At 39.6% G+C, this 17,937-nt stretch carries 15 protein-coding genes; 7 read left to right on the top strand and 8 right to left on the bottom strand.

The window, feature by feature from the left end; genetic code table 11:
• Window positions 1-44 precede the first annotated feature (44 nt).
• The 4 genes from ABJE44_RS09875 (at window position 45) to ABJE44_RS09860 (ending at window position 5,110) form a co-directional block, all read left to right on the top strand.
• Window positions 45-1,772 carry a DUF1566 domain-containing protein gene (locus ABJE44_RS09875; protein ID WP_348111874.1) on the top strand — a complete coding sequence of 576 codons (1,728 nt, stop codon included), beginning with the start codon at window positions 45-47 and terminating at the stop codon, window positions 1,770-1,772.
• A gap of 1 nt (window position 1,773) precedes the next feature.
• Window positions 1,774-2,274 (top strand): DUF1566 domain-containing protein, encoded by a 501-nt coding sequence (locus ABJE44_RS09870; protein ID WP_348111873.1) that lies wholly within the window; start codon window positions 1,774-1,776, stop codon window positions 2,272-2,274.
• A gap of 89 nt (window positions 2,275-2,363) precedes the next feature.
• Window positions 2,364-3,146 carry a YggN family protein gene (locus ABJE44_RS09865; protein ID WP_348111872.1) on the top strand — a complete coding sequence of 261 codons (783 nt, stop codon included), beginning with the start codon at window positions 2,364-2,366 and terminating at the stop codon, window positions 3,144-3,146.
• 314 nt (window positions 3,147-3,460) lie between these two features.
• A complete protein-coding gene (locus ABJE44_RS09860; protein WP_348111871.1) occupies window positions 3,461-5,110 on the top strand; it encodes a methyl-accepting chemotaxis protein in 1,650 nt (549 codons plus the stop codon).
• A gap of 103 nt (window positions 5,111-5,213) precedes the next feature.
• Here the strand turns inward: ABJE44_RS09860 and ABJE44_RS09855 are convergent, their stop codons facing one another.
• Together ABJE44_RS09855 and ABJE44_RS09850 are read right to left on the bottom strand one after the other, a co-directional pair.
• Window positions 5,214-6,518 carry an aminotransferase class V-fold PLP-dependent enzyme gene (locus ABJE44_RS09855; RefSeq protein ID WP_348111870.1) on the bottom strand — a complete coding sequence of 435 codons (1,305 nt, stop codon included), beginning with the start codon at window positions 6,516-6,518 and terminating at the stop codon, window positions 5,214-5,216.
• A 99-nt stretch (window positions 6,519-6,617) separates the two neighbouring features.
• On the bottom strand, window positions 6,618-7,838 hold the full coding sequence (locus ABJE44_RS09850) for a dicarboxylate/amino acid:cation symporter (RefSeq protein ID WP_348111869.1): 1,221 nt from the start codon (window positions 7,836-7,838) through the stop codon (window positions 6,618-6,620).
• Window positions 7,839-8,041: 203 nt separating this feature from the next.
• Between ABJE44_RS09850 and ABJE44_RS09845 the strand changes: the two genes are divergently transcribed.
• Window positions 8,042-8,941: a LysR family transcriptional regulator gene (locus tag ABJE44_RS09845; protein ID WP_348111868.1), complete on the top strand. Its 900-nt coding sequence runs from the start codon at window positions 8,042-8,044 to the stop codon at window positions 8,939-8,941.
• Window positions 8,942-9,027: 86 nt separating this feature from the next.
• On the opposite strand, the gene ABJE44_RS09840 is transcribed toward ABJE44_RS09845, so the two are convergent.
• The 4 genes from ABJE44_RS09840 to srmB all read right to left on the bottom strand — a co-directional run bounded on the left by ABJE44_RS09840 (window position 9,028) and on the right by srmB (window position 13,153).
• Window positions 9,028-9,963: a hypothetical protein gene (locus tag ABJE44_RS09840; RefSeq protein ID WP_348111867.1), complete on the bottom strand. Its 936-nt coding sequence runs from the start codon at window positions 9,961-9,963 to the stop codon at window positions 9,028-9,030.
• A 146-nt stretch (window positions 9,964-10,109) separates the two neighbouring features.
• The gene (gene hemW / locus ABJE44_RS09835; protein ID WP_348111866.1) at window positions 10,110-11,270 is read right to left on the bottom strand and encodes a radical SAM family heme chaperone HemW; all 1,161 of its coding nucleotides are present in this window, start codon (window positions 11,268-11,270) and stop codon (window positions 10,110-10,112) included.
• Between the two features lie 4 nt (window positions 11,271-11,274).
• On the bottom strand, window positions 11,275-11,889 hold the full coding sequence (locus ABJE44_RS09830; RefSeq protein ID WP_348111865.1) for an XTP/dITP diphosphatase: 615 nt from the start codon (window positions 11,887-11,889) through the stop codon (window positions 11,275-11,277).
• Between the two features lie 4 nt (window positions 11,890-11,893).
• Window positions 11,894-13,153, bottom strand: coding sequence for an ATP-dependent RNA helicase SrmB (gene srmB, locus ABJE44_RS09825; RefSeq protein WP_348111864.1), 1,260 nt, complete (start codon window positions 13,151-13,153; stop codon window positions 11,894-11,896).
• Window positions 13,154-13,353: 200 nt separating this feature from the next.
• Here srmB and pncC point away from each other — a divergent pair, with 200 nt between their 5' ends.
• Entirely contained in the window at window positions 13,354-13,839 is a 486-nt protein-coding gene (gene pncC, locus ABJE44_RS09820) for a nicotinamide-nucleotide amidase (RefSeq protein WP_348111863.1), read from the top strand.
• A gap of 149 nt (window positions 13,840-13,988) precedes the next feature.
• Window positions 13,989-15,011, top strand: a complete 1,023-nt coding sequence (gene recA / locus ABJE44_RS09815) for a recombinase RecA (protein ID WP_205964483.1) — start codon at window positions 13,989-13,991, stop codon at window positions 15,009-15,011.
• An 81-nt stretch (window positions 15,012-15,092) separates the two neighbouring features.
• On the opposite strand, the gene ABJE44_RS09810 is transcribed toward recA, so the two are convergent.
• Both ABJE44_RS09810 and ABJE44_RS09805 read right to left on the bottom strand, forming a co-directional pair.
• On the bottom strand, window positions 15,093-15,422 hold the full coding sequence (locus ABJE44_RS09810; protein WP_348111862.1) for an EscU/YscU/HrcU family type III secretion system export apparatus switch protein: 330 nt from the start codon (window positions 15,420-15,422) through the stop codon (window positions 15,093-15,095).
• A 13-nt stretch (window positions 15,423-15,435) separates the two neighbouring features.
• Window positions 15,436-17,793 carry a flagellar hook-length control protein FliK gene (locus ABJE44_RS09805; RefSeq protein WP_348111861.1) on the bottom strand — a complete coding sequence of 786 codons (2,358 nt, stop codon included), beginning with the start codon at window positions 17,791-17,793 and terminating at the stop codon, window positions 15,436-15,438.
• Window positions 17,794-17,937: the final 144 nt, after the last annotated feature.

Here is a 17,937-nt window from a genome sequence, read left to right as displayed (position 1 = left end):
TGAGTATCATTGGGGCTGGTATATATAGTGCATACGCAATGTTTATGAATATTTTTAGATTAATAAATGCCCCTATGAAGTCTGTTCGAAATTTTATTGTTTTGTTTTTTGGAATCGCTATTTTTCAGGGGTGTTCTGGTGGCTCAGGTGGGAGTAATTCGGCTATTGGTAGCGTCTTAGTTAACGCTGGTGCCGACCAGTCTGTAAGTGAGCAAACCGAGGTTACATTAACGGGACAAGGTTCAGGAGAAACTGACGCGCTAACATTTTCTTGGAGTGTAGCGCCTAGTTTAGATATCACACATGCTGATACTACGGTTGCAACCGCTATATTTACCGCTCCAATAACCACTGAAGTTGTTAGCTATACCTTCACATTAACTGTTACTGATGGCGAAGGTAACAGTGGCTCAGACACAGTGGAGTATCTTATAAATCCAGTTAATGTTTTACCAACTGCATATATAGAAGTGGTAACAATTGACGATTTCAACTCAAATGTATTTCCTGCGGGTTACAACATAGTGTTAGATGGGTCAGAAAGTGATGACCCAGATACAGCGGATGAATCGAACCCTATCGCGGCATACTCATGGCAACAAACTGCCGGAGAGTCTGTGCTTGATAACATAAGTACATTAGGGGATACCTTAACTTTTAACACCCCTATTTTAGCGGACGCAAATACAATTACATTTGCTTTAACTGTGACCGATGATGAAGGGGCTGAAGATACTGAAACCATTACATTAAATATTCAAAGTATACAGCAAACCCTGCCCACTGCAGATGCGGGGCTTGATCACGAGGTGTTTTCTGGAGAGTCCATTGTATTAAATGGCTTAGCAAATACCACAGTCGATTCGTCTACCCCCCTTGTTATAAATTGGGTTAGCGATACCTTAGATAGTGTGTACATAGATAGTGCAAGTAGCATACAAACGTTTGCTATTGCGCCATTAGTTACCGAAAAGCTCACCTTAACTTTTACTCTGGAAGTAGAAGATGCAGTTGCTAATTTCGTTAAAGATAGTATTACCGTAAACATCTTACCGCTGCCTATCCAGCCCCTGAACGATACGGGGGTGATTTTACAGGCGACAAGTACCACAGTCGCTACAGGACACCAAGCAGATTATCCTGGGCAAGATGGCCAAAGAGGTCAAGATATCATTAATAGTAACGATATCTCAACGAAGGCGGGGCGAGGTCAACAGGGGTTTGATTTTACAGCGTTAGATGAAATTGGTGATGAAGTAGATGATATAAGTCTAGGTTGGCGCTGTGTTAGAGATAATATCACTGGGTTAATTTGGGAAGTTAAAACTGCCGTTACCGAAACAGACTTACACAGTAGTAATCACAGTTATAACTGGTATCAAATTGAAGATGATGGCGATTATTCAGGAGAAGAATCAGTTGATGAGACCAGTTGCTCTAGTACTAATTGTAATACTACTGAATATGTAGAAGAGGTTAATGAAGCCGGCCTTTGTAATTTTAGGGATTGGCGATTACCTACCCACGATGAATTGTTATCCATCGTTCACTACGGTAAAGATGATGGACAAATGGTAGATACTGAGTATTTCCCTAACACTACAGAGTCATTAGGCACAGAGGTCTGGTATTGGACCACAGAATCGAGTGCTGATGGTATGTCTGGTACCGAAGCTCATGCCTCATGGGCTATAGATTTTGCTTCTGGAAATGATAACTTTTTACTTAAATCTACAGCTGCTCGTATTCGCCTTGTAAGAGCGGGGAGGTAAGATGAAAACCCTACTAGTATTAGTATTTCTATTCCCTTGTTTGGCTACCGCGCAAACTTGCTTAAGTGATTTTGATAGTACGGCTCAAGAGACTGAATTTACCGATAACGGTGACGGCACAGCAACAGATGAAGATTTAGGATTGATTTGGATGCGCTGCAGTATTGGACAAACCTGGGAAAACGAAACGTGCACAGGTGATGGCTTAGAGCTCACTTGGCAAGAAGCCTTATTAACAGCGCATGGATATGAATTTGCCGATACCTTAGGGTGGCGTTTACCCAATATGAAAGAGTTAGCGAGTTTGACTGAACGAAGTTGTGTACGCCCAGCCATTAATGAATTGTTTTTTCCCAATACCTATTCTGATGATTATTGGACCTCAACCCCTTCTGTGGTTGATCCTCAACGGGCTTGGGTTATTGCCTTTTTTAATAGCAGCAATGCCTTAAAAGATAAAAATTTAACTGTATTTACGCGTCTAGTACGAACTGCAGATTAACCTACGTTTTATCTGTCTTATCTTATCCTGTATTGCATTTTATTTTTTAGAAGGCAAACTGACCACGTAGTCATTTTTATTGGAATAGAATGCGTTTTCTTGTTTTTACATTACTGCTTTTTTTAAGTGTTAACTCACATGCTGGTGATAGTTGCGAGGTGTCTCTCAACTATGGAGTAGTGGTGACCGACACACAAATAAGAGTACTGGGTGAACATGGTAGAGTCATGTATCAGGTAAATGAGCCGGCACAACTTTTTGTGCGTGGTAACTGGATTGAACTCACATCTGAGCAAGAGGAAGATCTAGGCAAGCTTTCTCGTGGTATTCACAAGGTCGTACCTAAGATGATTTTGCTCGCAAATGAAGGGGTAGAGTTAGCTATAGATACCATAGAGCAAGTTTACGGTGGCTTAGTAAAAGATGATAAAAGCCAGAAAAAATTACAAAAATCTTTAGAACGTGTGCAAGTCAGCGTTAAAGAAAAGTTTATCCGCTCTAATGATACGTTTTACATGGGGCCAGGAAAGCTAGAGCAAGTAAACGATTTGGTTGATAGAGAGTTAGAAGAGCAAATAGAAAATGCCATTAGTACCTCAGTAGGGGGGATTTTATCCGCCATTGGTGGTTTGGTTGCCAGCGGTCAAACCTCTGAAGAAAAAATTGAAGAGATTGTACGCAACCTTGAAGGAATGGGGGAAGACATAGAGCAAACGGTTGGCCCTAAAGTTGAGACGTTAAAACTCAAAGCTAAATGGTTTTGTCATAAATTCAAAAAGCTAGATTACTTGGAAGATAGCTTACGGGCATCTATTCCTGAGTTACAACCCTATGATGTGTTGATTACTGGGGATGGGATTTACGACAAGTAATGGAGGTTTTTTGTAGGTACTGCATTTATAGAGCATAAGCTTCACTCACTCATATGTTTGTACTCATCGCATCTTTTCACATCAGGCATGTATTTCGTGCTCTTAGTCTATTAATTTCGTACACCACAACTTATAGCATGTTTTATAAAGAGTACTGCGTCACACGCTACGTTTTATATTAAATACGTTCATATATTTAACCCTGCTGGTCGATATTAAATTTAGGTTTGTGCATCTACTTGAAATAAAAACAACAGTAAGACTTTCTACTACAGATTCACCATTTCACTTCTCTTCAATACTGGAAATATAATATGAATTTTATCAATCGCTTGTCTGTCACAGGCAGGTTAACTGTCGGGTTTGGTTTGGTGCTATTAATGATAGTGCTGCTTACCATTATTGGTGTATTTAAAGTGCATTACATTGATACAGCTCTCGCTTCCATCAAAAATGTAGATTCTTTGAAACAGCGTTATGCCATTAATTTTAGAGGAAGTGTTCATGATAGAGCGATAGCTATCCGTGATCTTGTGCAAAGCCGAAACCAAGCTGAGTTATCAACATTTCTTAATGAAATACGTCAATTAGAATCTTTTTATCTAGAGTCAGATAAAAGTATGCAAGCTATGCTTGCTGAAGGTGTTTATTTTGGCCCTCAAGAAGAAAGTATTTTAGCTAATATTAAGCAAGCTCAAACTAAAGCAAAATATATTGTACAAGAGATTATTAATAAAAAAGGAAGTCCTCAAGAGTCTGAATTACGTGATTTAGTCTTAGATGATGCAAGGTTAGCTTTTATTGATTGGCTCGGGGCAATTAATCAGTTTATAGATTACCAAGAGACTCAAATTCAAGCTGCGACGATTATTGCTAGTGATCATGCTGATGGCTTTCAAGCGATTATGCTGGTACTGAGTGCGGTAGCAATTGTTATCGGCTTGATTGTAGGACTTGCTATCAAAAATAGCTTGTATTGTTCTCTGGGAGGAGAGCCAACTTATGCAGCTCAGGCTTTAAATACTATATCAGAGGGTGAGTTAACTAAAGCTATAGCAACATCTCACAGCACGAGTATGCTGTCGTCTATGGCTCGAATGCAGGGTAAATTAAAGACTATTGTCACAAATATAATCCAAGCGTCTGACGATCTGCATCAGCAAGCAAATTCTGTAGCGACAGGTTCAGAGCAAATATTCGAAGCTGCAAAACGACAGCAAATTTTGACTTCACGAACCACTGAAAACTTGACTGAAATGAAGTCTAATGTAGCGCAAGTGTCTGTTAGAGCAACACAAAACAAAGAGAACGCTGAAGGTATGCTTGATAGAGCGGTTAATGGTTTAGACGCAATCAACCAAAGTGCTAAAACTATGGAGAAAGTAACGATTGAGGTCAGTAAAACGGTAAAACAGATAAGTAACTTAGAAGAGTTGGCGAATCAAATTGGTGGGATCACTAGTGTGATTAATGGCGTATCCGATCAAACCAATTTACTAGCACTAAATGCTGCTATTGAAGCGGCTAGGGCAGGAGAGTCTGGTAGAGGTTTTGCAGTTGTTGCTGATGAAGTTAGACAGCTAGCACTTAGAACCAGTGAAGCCACGGCTGAAATTGCGAGTACAGTTGACCAAGTTCAAAAAGAAACGGCCCAAGCGGTTGTATCTATGCAAGATACTTTACCCCATGTAGAAGAAGGAAAAAACCGAACATTAAAAGCGATGGATTTACTCCAAGAGATTGAACAACATGCTACCCAATTACTATCCAATGCTGGTGTTAATGCCGCATCTGCAATGGAGCAAGCTGAACGAATAGTGGTTGTTGCCGATGTTGTGAGAGAGTTAGACGGAATGTCTCAAGAATCGTTGCAGTCGTTAGATAATAACAAACATGCGTTATCTTCCCTCAATGCTTTGGCAGAACAACTAAATAATAATGTTGGTTTTTTCAAAATAAACTAGTAGATACAAATGCTCTTATTTTTCTGTTTGATTACCGGTACTTGTGTCAACTCTATAACTTTAACACCTGACTTGATTATGAACATTGATGCATAGAATAAGCTCAGTCTGGCTTTAAGTCGGGATATTTACTACAGAGTTTTTTTGTTATTTTTAAAAACGCTTCAATGTCCTCAATGCTATGGCAGTGAATAGGGGATACTCTGACAGAGCCCTTTAAGCCAAACGACTCAAGCATTCTCGATGAATAAGGGCTTGATAGTAGGCGCTCAAAGGTAATAACCCCAGCGGCTTCATACATTTCTACCGCTTGTTTATCGTCTAGATTGTCAAAGCCAATGGCCATTATAAAATCTTTTTGGGTGAGGTCTTTACAGTCTAAATAGGCATGAACACCTTCCATATGCCTAATTCCTTGTACATTCGATGTTCCTTCAAGCATTGCGTGCATTAGTGCTCTTTCATGCAACTTAATTCTATTCATACCCTCAACAAAAACTGTCCTATTGTCGGTTGATGAGATGTATTGCTTACCAATCCAACAAACATAATTAAACACTTCTGTAATAGCGGCAAAATGCCCCGGGGCAGGACTGCCTAGTTGCCAGTAATCATAAGGTTTAGCAATTAACTTATCGTGTGATACTTTGGACAATCTCTCAGATACATAGCCAACGCCAAAGCCTCTGGGACCAAAAAATTTATAAGGTGCGAAGTTGATGCCGTCGACAGGTACCTTACTGACATCAATAATCCCATGGGGAGCATGCTGAACAGCATCTGCTACTATGTAGAGACTTGGCTTTATTTTTCGAGCTTGAGCAACAATTTGTTCCGCATCCAACAACGCGCCTGAGATATTAGACGCATACATAAAAGTCAGTAAACAAGTATCTTGGTCAATTAGCTTTACTATTTCGTCTACATCAACCCCCCCAGTTAACGGGTTTGTTTTAGCTACTCTTAATTCTTTACCTGTTTTCTGAGCATACGAAACCATAGCATCATAAGCTGATGGGTGTTCTAGCATAGTGGTAACCACGTTGCCCCCTGGAATGTTTTCCATGACAGCTCTAACCATATCAAACATAACCATTGACGCAGTAAGTGATGTGACGATGCTTCCTGAGTGGCTGTTCAGAATAGTTTCGATGGATTTATATCCCTCTTTTTGTTTATCCATTAGCCATTTAGCAGTACCGTTGTTGTGTTCAGGGCAATCGGGTAAGTCGTCTAATTTTTTAAAACTATGGCTCGCTGCTTTTAACCTAAAAGCGCCACCTGAATTATCGAAAAACAGCCTTCTTTTGTTGCTAATAGGGTCTATGTCCACATGATAAAATTTATCTTTGATTTCTTTTATCATGAGGTCACTAAAAAGTTCACCATGCTCTATCTTGTTGTTCATTACTCACGTCCTTACAACTGACTTTCATCTGAAAGTCAGTCTATGTATTCTTATATGATTAAATTTCTAAAGTGACATCAATACCACGGCTAAGCTGATTTACTTGGGCTTCATTGCGTTATTGGCTGTACCCTCCTCGAAAAGGTTTTCTAAGCGGGCGATACATAGTGTTGAAACCATGTCTCCTGTTACATTCAGAGTAGAGTGGCCCATATCTATAATTCTGTAGATGGCAGCAATCAAACCAATAATGTGAGCGGGTAATCCCATAGTATTGAGTAGCATAACCATCATAACGATGCCACCACCAGGAATACCTGGGGATCCAATTGAAATTAGCGTAGCCATTATGATGGTCATAAATTGTTCAAATAGTGTCATTTCAACACCATAAATTTGAGCGACAAAAATGATACCAACAGCAAAATACACTGCTGCGCCATTCATGTTGATTGTTGCACCTAAAGGAAGAGAAAAACCCGCCAATTCACTTTTAACACCAAATTTATCTTCTGCTACTTTCATGGTGACTGGCAGAGAGCCTGAGCTGCTGGTGGTACTTGCTGTGACAGCCCACACTTCTGGTATATGTTTGAAGAACTTTTTTAAGCTGACCTTGGCGATGAACTTCAACATAAAGACGTATAAAAATAAAACAACACATATCATGCCCACATAATCAGCCAAAATAAACTTCGCTAATGGTCCAAATATCTCTAAGCCATACTCTCCTACTGATGCGGCTATTAATGCGGCAACACCATAAGGGGAAAACGTCATGATAACGCCTGTGACTTTAAGCATTATCTCAGTAAGGTTATCCGCTAACTTTTTCGTTGGTTCGCTTTTTTTACCCATTAATGTCATACCCACACCAAAAAAAGCTGAAAATACAATAATCTGCATTAAGTTACCCTCAGCAAGAGCTTGTATAGGATTAACAGGTACCATGTTAAGAATTGTTTCTGAGAAGCTCGCCATTTCTTTTATTTCGACAGATTCCGTTGAAATATGGCTCATTTCAAATCCATTTCCAGGCGCTAGTAAATGTGCAACTGCTAGCCCAATCATTCCAGATAAAGCAGTGGTGACGATATAAAACAGTAATGTTTTACTACCGACTCGTTTTAACTTGCCAATATCTCCCATGTTGGAGATTCCGCTAGCGATAGAAAATGCCACTAATGGGACGACTATCATTTTAATAAGGTTTAAAAATAAGTCGCCAATGGGTTTTATAAGCATGGCTTGTTCTTTGAAAAATACGCCCGCCAAAATGCCGATGGCAAAACCAATAAAGACCTTTGTACTTAATTGCATTTTTTTCTTTATCATAGTTACACTTCTTATTAAATAATCATGCTGCCGATTTAATTCTGCTTTAGAGGCTCACCTCTCAGCTGACTTATCAATATGTATGAGTTTTAATTTATCACCATTGTTAATATATAAATAATGAATTAACCTGACCTTATATATGAATATTTTTAATATATTGGGTGGCTTAACATTATGGTGAATTTATGACTGTTGAGCAGATTGAAACCTTTTTGATGATCACTCAAACGAAGAGCCTCTCAGCTGCCGCTCAAAACCTTTGCATTTCTCAGTCTGCCGTTAGCCACAGAGTGAGAAATTTAGAAGAGAAGCTTGGCTGCGAGCTATTGATTAGAGCGCGAGGTGAGAAGTTTGTCAGCCTGACATTAAAAGGTGAGGAGTTTATTGAAATAGCGACTCGCTGGAAGGCGTTATGGAATGAAACCAAACTCTGGACCAAACAAGAGTCTAAAGTAAATTTAACACTAGCCAGTGTTGATAGCTTAAACACTTGCGTTTTTTCAGGGTTATATAAGGACCTTATCAATAGTGATAATGTCATATCGCTCAATGTTAGCTCACACTGGACCAAAACAGTGTATGACTTAATTGAACGTTATGAGGCTGATATAGGGTTCACTATGAGTTCATTAAAATCCCCCAATGCCATTGCCAAACTGCTATTTAAGTCAAGGGGGGTAGTAATATCTTCAATATCATCAAAATACCCAACGGAAGTGCATCCCCATGTTTTAAAAACCTCTGATGAAATACTATTTTCTTACATACCTGATTACGATGTTTGGCATAATAGCTGGTGGGGAAACGATCAAAACGAACACTCCAGTGTGGATACAGTATCTTTACTATTTACCATGTTTGATTTAACAGAAAAATGGGCAATAGTACCAATTTGGATTGCGCGGATATTCGAAAAACAGCACTCAGTTAAAATTTCGGAACTTTCGGTGCCAGCTCCCGAGTATGCTTGTTACCTAGTGTCAAATAGATACCCAAAATCAAGTAAGATAAAAACAATTGAAACCTTTTCGTTAGCATTGGATGCATATATGAATACAGAAATATTCTTAAGCCGTATTAGGTAACAACACTAATGACGTTCATTCATATTTTGCTATTTTTCGTTGGGATTGATTATCTTGCTTACTTAAAACTGAACGAGTAACCATTTTTAGAAAAATTTTATAAGTGATAGGTCTCCAAAAGAAGTATCGATATGCCTACCTTTTTGTTGCCATGCTCTCAGTACGAGTAATAACTTTTTATCATTTGATGTCCAAGAGATCCCAGCACCTAGTGCTTCTGTTTTTTCATCGCCCGAGTCTTTTAACCCAAGTCGTGGGTCTTCGTTGCGAATATGTCCTTTTCCTATTTTGTATTCAACAAAGCTGTGGATGTTATGTGGTAAATGAAAAGAAACCAAGGGGCCTATATTTACGCCGATAGAATTAGATTTTAGCTTTGTGGCTTTAGGTGCAGGCGATCTTAAAAACTCGGCTTGAAAAACGATGCTCTCTTCATTTTCAAGGGTTAAATGCTTAAACGACCAGCCCCCTACTAAACTTAATGACCAATCAAATTGATTACTAAGCTGAGGCTTATTTAGAAAAAAGTGTTGGAACAAGGAAGTTTTATTTTCAAAGGTATACAAGTTGTGCTGCCCAAACAGTTCGATTTTTGTGGATTTAGTTAATGAGCTAAAAAGTCCATCTGTATGGTTACCATTGAGTTCATTAGCTGTTTTTTGTAATCCTTCAAGAGTTTGATAGTTTAAGGTAATTTTTGAATGTTTAAATTTTCGATATGAAAATAATAAATCTTGTGTTTTTGTTTCAGTTGATTGGTCGAACGCATCGACTGCATAGCCAATTTCAATGCCATTAATATCAAAATACACCCCTATTCGTTCATTATGCAAAGGGGACAATGTAAAAAGGGTTTTCTGATCGTTGGTTAATAGGTCATCAAATATAAGAGAGTGACTGGTTTTAGGAATGGATAATGTGGTGCGTACCGATTTGAGGTCAAGCTCTATTCCTTTTGATGCTGAGGAGTAAACTAAAATAGTAAAAAAGATAGGTAAAATAGCACTGCATTTGAAACTCATTTAATCACACTCTACTAACTGTAATAGATGTCAGATTAACGGTTTTTATGCGTAAAAAAATCACAAATGTCTAACAATTAAGGTGTGATTTATCAAACTATGATTAAGCCGCGTTCAAAAGTCGAACACTCCAGTTATAGTAAGCCTTAAACCATAGTTTCGAGCAGGGTATTGAGATAACGCCTACCTAAAGTAGTGACCTGCCAGTGTTCTGGCGTATCTGTAAGTAACCCACTATCTATTGCTTTTTGTAGGTTATTTGCTGTTACTTTATCTAAGTTTTGCCCTGTAAAGTCTATAAAGTCTTGTTTAGGGCATGGCTCTATTAAGCGAAATCGGTTCATAAAAAATTCAAAAGGTAAGTCTTCTTTTGTGACCTCGCTCGATTCGTAGGTGTAGCTGCGGGTCAAGTCCATATAGCCTTTCGGATGTTTGACTTTTACAGTACGGATGATGTGATTGTTCTCAAGCTGAGTTATTTTACCATGAGCACCACAGCCAATACCTAGGTAATCACCAAAGCGCCAATAGTTAAGGTTGTGCTGGCATTGTTGACCAGCTTGGCTATAGGCGGATATTTCATATTGTTGAAACCCTGCTGCTTGTAACAGCGCATCCCCTTTTTCTTGAATATCCCATAGTAGCTCATCTTCCGGCAGCTTAGGGGGCTTGGAATGAAACTGAGTGTTGGGTTCAATGGTGAGTTGGTACCATGAAAGGTGTGGTGGCTTTTGTTCAATGGCGGTGCTTAGGTCGAATAAGGCGTCATCTAGAGATTGCTTGGGTAAGCCGTGCATTAAGTCTAAATTAAAGCTATTAAGCCCTACCTGTTTTGCTATTACTGCAGCATTTTGCGCTTGTTTTTCATCGTGAATTCGCCCGAGCGCTTTGAGCTTACTTGGTTGAAAGCTCTGTATACCAATGGAGATACGATTTATACCTGCAGAAACATAATCTGCAAATCGCTGGGCTTCGATGGTGCCGGGGTTGGCTTCCATTGTGACTTCAGCATCAGGGAGCAGGTTAACTCTCTCTTTCACGCCTTTGAGTAATATGCCTATTCCCTTTGCAGAAAATAAACTTGGGGTACCGCCACCGATAAAAATACTATGAATCGGACGTTCACCCACTAATACTGCATCTTCGGCTAAATCATCCAGTAAATGACTGATGTATTCAGTTTCTGGCAATACTTGCCCTTTTTGTCCATGTGAATTGAAGTCACAATAAGGGCATTTTTGCACGCACCAAGGAATATGAATATATAAAGAAAGTGGGGGGTATTTTAATACCGGTATCGAACTCAATACTCTAGCCTATTTTTTGCTGTAGCTGGGCCAATAACTGTTTTAGTGCTTTGCCTCTATGGCTAAGTGCATTTTTTTGTTCTGGGGTAAGCTGTGCAGAGGTACAGTTTTGCTCTTGTACCCAAAAAATAGGGTCATAACCAAAGCCGTTTTTACCACCTTGCTCGGTGGTGATGTGACCGCTCCATTCTCCTTGGCAAATAATCGGAGTTGGGTCATCTGCATGGCGCATAAAAACGAGTACACATAAAAATTTAGCTTGGCGTTTGTTTGCTGGCATATCAGCCATAGCTTCAAGCAATTTCAATATATTACTTTGATCTGTGGCATTGTCGCCAGAGTAACGAGCTGAATATACACCTGGTGCGCCGCCAAGTGCGTCTACCGCTAAACCAGAGTCATCTGCTATTGCAGGTAAGCCTGTTACTTTGGCTGCATGGCGCGCTTTAATTATGGCGTTTTCTACAAAAGTCGTGCCGGTTTCGGCCACGTCACCAACCGCAAATTCACTTTGAGGCAACACCTTAATATTCAAGCCAGACAACATCTTGGCTAGCTCTTTGACTTTGCCTTGGTTGCCTGTGGCAAGTACTACGTTTTCAATATCTTGATAGGCCATAATGTTAACTTTTTGGCCCTCTGCCCTTTGATTTTCTCTTTTTTCCTTTCGCTGCTCGTTTAGCTTTAAGCACAGCTTTTTTGGTTTTTGTACTCACTTTTTTCTTAGTGGGTGGTCTGGCTTCTTTATTTTGCGGTCTTAGTTCTGCAATGACTCTGCGCTTTAACTTTTGTTCTGTATAGCGCTCAATTTTAGGCACTATGGCTATATCATGTGCTTCTACTAAAGATATGGCTGTGCCTTTATTTCCGGCGCGGCCAGTACGGCCAATTCTGTGTACGTAAACATCTGCGGTACGTGGCATATCGTAATTTATGACATGGCTGATGTTGTCTACGTCTATACCTCGGGCGGCTACATCTGTGGCAACCAAAATTTTAACTTCGCCACTTCTAAATCTTTCCATGGCGGCGTTACGTTTGTCTTGTGGCATTTCACCTTGTAACCAGCAACAATCAATATCTACAGATTGCAGTTGCCCTACAAGTGTGGCTAAACGCTCTCTAGTTTTTACAAAAACAATGGCTGTTTCGACTTGATTACTTAATATGTGTGTCAGTAATGCTAATTTATGATGAGCGTTATCAGCTAGGTGGATCCATTGATGGATCACGCCTTTTTCTTTGCGGCTAGAATCGGCTTCTAATTCAACTGGGTCGTCTAGTAAATCCCCTGCAAAGCGAGCAATACCAGCGCCTTCTAACGTTGCTGAAAACAACATACTTTGTTTACGCCAGCGTGCTTCTGCAGCTATTTGATTGACGACTGCTGAGAACCCCATGTCTAACATGCGGTCAGCTTCATCTAAAATTAGGCATTCGATATCACGACAATCAAAGCTTTCTTTTTCGATGTGTTCGAATAAACGCCCTGGTGTGGCAACCAGAATATCTAAGTTCTTTTCTAATAAGTCACGGTCGGTACCATAGTTAATACCGCCGGTAATTACGCCACAGTTTATATGGGGTAGATATTTACAAATGGCTTTAGCTTGTTCAAATATTTGTAATGCCAGCTCACGGGTTGGCGTTAATATAAGAATACGGGTAGAGCCAGGATTTCGTCTCGGATAGTCTAGTAAAAATTGACAGGCAGGTAATAAAAACGCTGCAGTTTTACCTGTACCTGTTGGCGCCGATGCTAATATATCTTTGCCATTCATGGCCTCGGGTATAACTAACTTTTGGATGCTAGTGGGTTCTTTATACCCTAAATCTACCACTGCGTGGATGAGGTCATCGTCTAATTCTAATTGTTCAAACATGTATGCTTAAGCCTTGTTTTTCCGTGGGCTTGGGAATTGCTGCAGATTATAAAGGACTAGTGACATAAATGCTTATGCATTTTAAGTTTAAGATGATTAATCGTAGGGGACGTTTTGTTTTGTTGCCCTTAAAATTTATTAGATGTCATAATTGACGTTCTTGATATTTGTTTAATCTTATTACAGAGCAGGTTGTAGATATGCCCGATGAAACCCTTGAATTAGCCGCACTAATAGGAAAAACACTTTTAGACAGAGGATGGCAGATAACATGCGCTGAATCTTGTACTGGCGGGGGAGTAGGGTATGCCATCACCAGTACCCCTGGTAGCTCTGCCTGGTTCAGCAAAGGCTTCATTACCTATTCAAATGACGCTAAGCAAGAGATGTTAAATGTAAGCTCAAAAACGTTAACTGCATATGGAGCCGTGTCTGCTGAGACTGTAAAAGAAATGGCATTAGGTGCTGCAATCGCAGCTAATGCAGAGCTGGCTATAAGTGTGAGTGGTATAGCTGGGCCAGACGGAGGTTCGCCTGAAAAGCCAGTTGGTACCGTGTGGTTTGGTTTTGCTGTGTGTGGTGAGGTGGTAACCCACAAGCTAAAATTCAGTGGTGATAGGCAAACTGTTAGAATGAAAGCCGTTGAGTTTGCTTTATCTACTATTTTAAAGATGGTGACAAAATAAACAATTCTATGAGTGCTTAAAAATAAATTGTTATTTTTACTTGTAACTGTATAACCATACAGTATACTTTGCCCATAACTACTGTATAACAAATTACATTGTGAATGACTCATTGTTAAGTCATACCAATGCTGACAATTACGAAGGACATTCTGATGGATGACAATAAAAACAGAGCGTTAAGTGCTGCTCTTGGCCAGATTGAAAAACAATTTGGTAAGGGCTCTATCATGAAACTAGGTGATAACAAAACCATGGACGTTGAAACTATCTCAACGGGCTCATTAGGTTTAGATGTTGCTTTGGGTGCTGGTGGTTTACCGCTAGGTCGAATTGTTGAAATATATGGTCCGGAGTCTAGTGGTAAAACAACCTTAACACTAGAAGTCATAGCTGAAGCGCAACGTAACGGTAAGGTTTGTGCCTTTATAGATGCCGAGCATGCACTTGATCCTATTTATGCTGAAAAGCTGGGTGTAGATGTTAACGAACTTTTAGTCTCTCAGCCTGATACCGGTGAGCAAGCCTTGGAAATTTGTGACATGTTGACACGTTCTGGCGCGGTTGATGTGATTGTTGTGGATTCTGTAGCAGCCCTTACGCCTAAAGCTGAAATCGAAGGTGATATTGGTGATTCGCATATGGGGTTGGCCGCTCGAATGATGAGTCAAGCCATGCGTAAGCTAACGGGTAATCTTAAGCAGTCCAATACTATGCTGATTTTCATTAACCAAATTCGTATGAAAATTGGTGTGATGTTTGGGTCACCAGAAACCACCACTGGCGGTAACGCTTTAAAATTCTATGCATCTGTACGTTTAGATATTCGTCGTACAGGGGCTGTTAAAGTAGGTGATGAAATTGTAGGTAACGAAACGCGTGTTAAAGTCGTTAAAAACAAAATTTCTCCTCCTTTCAAACAAGCTGAATTCCAAATTACCTATGGTGAAGGGATCAACAGCCATGGTGAGCTAATCGACCTTGGTGTGGCCCATAAAATGGTTGAAAAAGCCGGTGCTTGGTATAGCTACAACGGTGAGCGTATCGGACAAGGTAAGGCTAATTCTATTACTTACTTGAAAGAGCATCCAGAAATGGCAAAAGACATAGACACTCGTTTACGTGCTTTGTTGTTATCTAAGCCTGTTCCTGCAGAAGAAGCTGAAAGCTAGTCGTATTCTTTAGCTTTTCGTAAATGTTTTTATTAAGCCCTATTTAGTAGGGCTTTTTTGTATTTGAATCACCAAAAATTGTTATACCTTTTTAGAGACCTTACCGTGCGATTTGGCCCAGCTATCAGGGAACTTACCTTGTAGAACATATGAGAATGCAATGAGTTCAGCTATGACATGATATAGTTGGTCAGGAATTTCTTGACCTAAATCTAAGGTGCCTAAAAAGTCACTAAGGTATGGATCTTCATGAACTAGCACGCCATTGTCTCGCGCTAGAGCGATTATTTCATCTGCTAAGTCTCCAAACCCTTTAGCAACCACTGTAGGTGTAGATTTAGCATTCTCTTGGTTGTATTTTAGCCCAACTGCACTTTTTTGTTTTTTGTTAGATGTAGAGGTGTCTTTCATCTTTACTACTCCATTAGGCTTGGGTTTGAAATACGTGATATGGGCGCTGCGCCAAGGTGTCAGGGATTTTTCCTAGCTGGCATTCAGATTTATTGACTTTAATCCCTAAAGAATCAAGCTTACGTTTAAGTAAAGGTAGGTAATTCATAACTTGAATTTTTACTTCGTCATTTGAAACGTAAAAATTTAAATCTATATTGTCAGGTCGTAATTTAGCTTTGGTTAGCAACTCGCCCATTTCACCTACTGATAACTTCATTGTAAGTTGCCAAGTTTTATTCTCGCTTTGTTCTTTTTCATTACCTTCTTGTTGCTCACTCTCTCTTTTAATTAATAACTCTACATCTTTCATGGTGCCTCCCATAATTGAAGGAAGGTTATAATAAAAGGTTTCTTGGCCTTGTATTGATTGTTCTGCGCTAGATAGTTTATTGGCTTGATGTACTGACATTAACCGGCCGATATCACGTATTAATTGGTGTTTTTGTTCAAGTTGAGAAAACTCTTGTAACCCTTTAGGGGTAGTAGAACCGGCTTTTCCGGAAGCGCGTATTACTTTGTTTAATGTTTCAGCTACAAATTCAGAGCGTTGGGCTTGGCCTCTCGCTAATCTAGCGCTTAAAGATATTTGTAGCATAGTAACCAAACCGCTAAACAACCCTTGGCTAGCAGCAGGGTTTGTTAATTGTGTGCTTGATAAATTTAATATTGGGGCGGTTAGTAGTTGTTTTATCTTCTGATGGTCTAGTTCTTTACCTTGGGGTAGGGCCTGCTTTACTTGGTTAAGTAGTTGTTCAAGAACTTGTTTAGTTGATGTTTCTGTTGGAGCTTTTAAGAACTCGGTATCTACCAGAGCTTTGTCTAATCCTTGTAAACTGGCTGCGGGCGCGTCAGCTTTAGCTTGTACTATTCGCAGTAAGCTTTGCAATAAATTAGCCTGTTGTGGCTTGTTGTTTAATAATTGCGGTGTAATAACACTGCTGGCAACGGGCTTTTCTTGCACTTCTTTTGCAAGGTTTAGTGCCGCATCTTTTAAAGATACCTTAATTTCTGGATTCGATTCAGTTTTGTTGGTATTGCTCACCACAGGTTTTGAATCAATCGGTTTAGTAACAACTACAGCTTCCATGTTTGTCTTGGCAATAGATGGTTCTTTATTTAATTTGGTTGGGCTAGCTGTTTCACCGCTAGTTACAATAGATTGGCTCACAGTTTTTAAGGTTGCTTCTTGTCCGGGAATTTTAAGGGGCATTATGCTTTTGGCTATTTCAGGGCTAACAGGAATAGTCACTACGGGCTTTTGGCTTTGTATGCTGAGCTTTGCATCTCCTGATGGAGTCAATTGTAAGTTTATATTTAGGATAGGTGATGTTTTAATTTTTTGAATAATCGCGAGGCTTTCAGGCTGATTAGATTTAACTAATTGCTGCAATACCTGTTTTATAGGCAAACTGACTTCAACAAGTTTGTTAGTAGTGTTGAGACTGTGTTGTTGCAAGGCTTGCTTAATGATGTCCTGTGCTTTTGATGCTGGGATAATGGTTTGTTGATTGGTTTGCTCAAGTTTAGGGGATGCTTGTAACGGTTGAGACAAATGCTGGTTTGCTGGTTGTTTTTCTAAATGCTTTAGACTTAATTGAACAGAATCATTCACACCATTACTTGTCAATTTTGCTAGGGTCACCTGCCAGTTATTCCCTTTGGGGGTAAGGGTAATCGTGACTTTTTCACCACTTTGAAATGGATTCGTTTGTTTTAGCGATAACGATATTTCGCTTTGAGTACCGTGACTACTAATTCGCAAAGGTAAAATGTTTGCTTGTTTGTTATTCGCTGTTGTTGCCACTGATCCGTTTTCAGCTGTGTTTGCCGTTTGCTGAGTATGCTTAAGTGCATCATTTAACTGCCCCTGGTTTTTAGTGGATAACACAGTGGCTTGTAATTGTAGAGAGCTAACAGCGTTTTCTATTTTATGTAAATTAAGTCCCGAGAGAAGTTGTTTTGCAGGTAACTTAAGTAAATTATTGATTTGTTGTTCAGTTAGTAAAAAACTACTTTTTGATACTTCTGGAGATGTTTTTGATTGGGTCGTATTCGCTGAGTAAAACTCAAGGGCTAAAGGGGATTTAGAAGATAATCTTAATTGGTATTTTTGCCCGTCAGCTAAAGCTGTTTTAACGTTATCGGCGGTTAGGGTGACGGTTTTGCTAAAAAAGTTGGTGTCTTTGTTGAGTGATACTAGGTTATCACCTAAATGCTTTACAAGAACCTCAACACCTTGTTTGGCTATGTCAGAACTAGCTGATAGCTGACTAAGCTGCATTAATGCTTGTGAAGCGGCCACTTGAGAGGGGAGAGGGATATCTGACATATTTACTTTATCGGCACCTAGCGTAAAGGTTTAATAAAAATGAGTTTACCGCAAATTTAGGTTTTACTAATGGTTCGTTACGTAGTTTTACAAATATTAAGACGATTGCTGCAATTTTAACGACTATTTTCTGTCGTAGTTGAT

The organism is Paraglaciecola sp., from assembly GCF_039942875.1.
In the GTDB taxonomy this organism is placed as follows: domain Bacteria; phylum Pseudomonadota; class Gammaproteobacteria; order Enterobacterales; family Alteromonadaceae; genus Paraglaciecola.
This window is presented reverse-complemented; position numbering and strand designations above follow the sequence as displayed.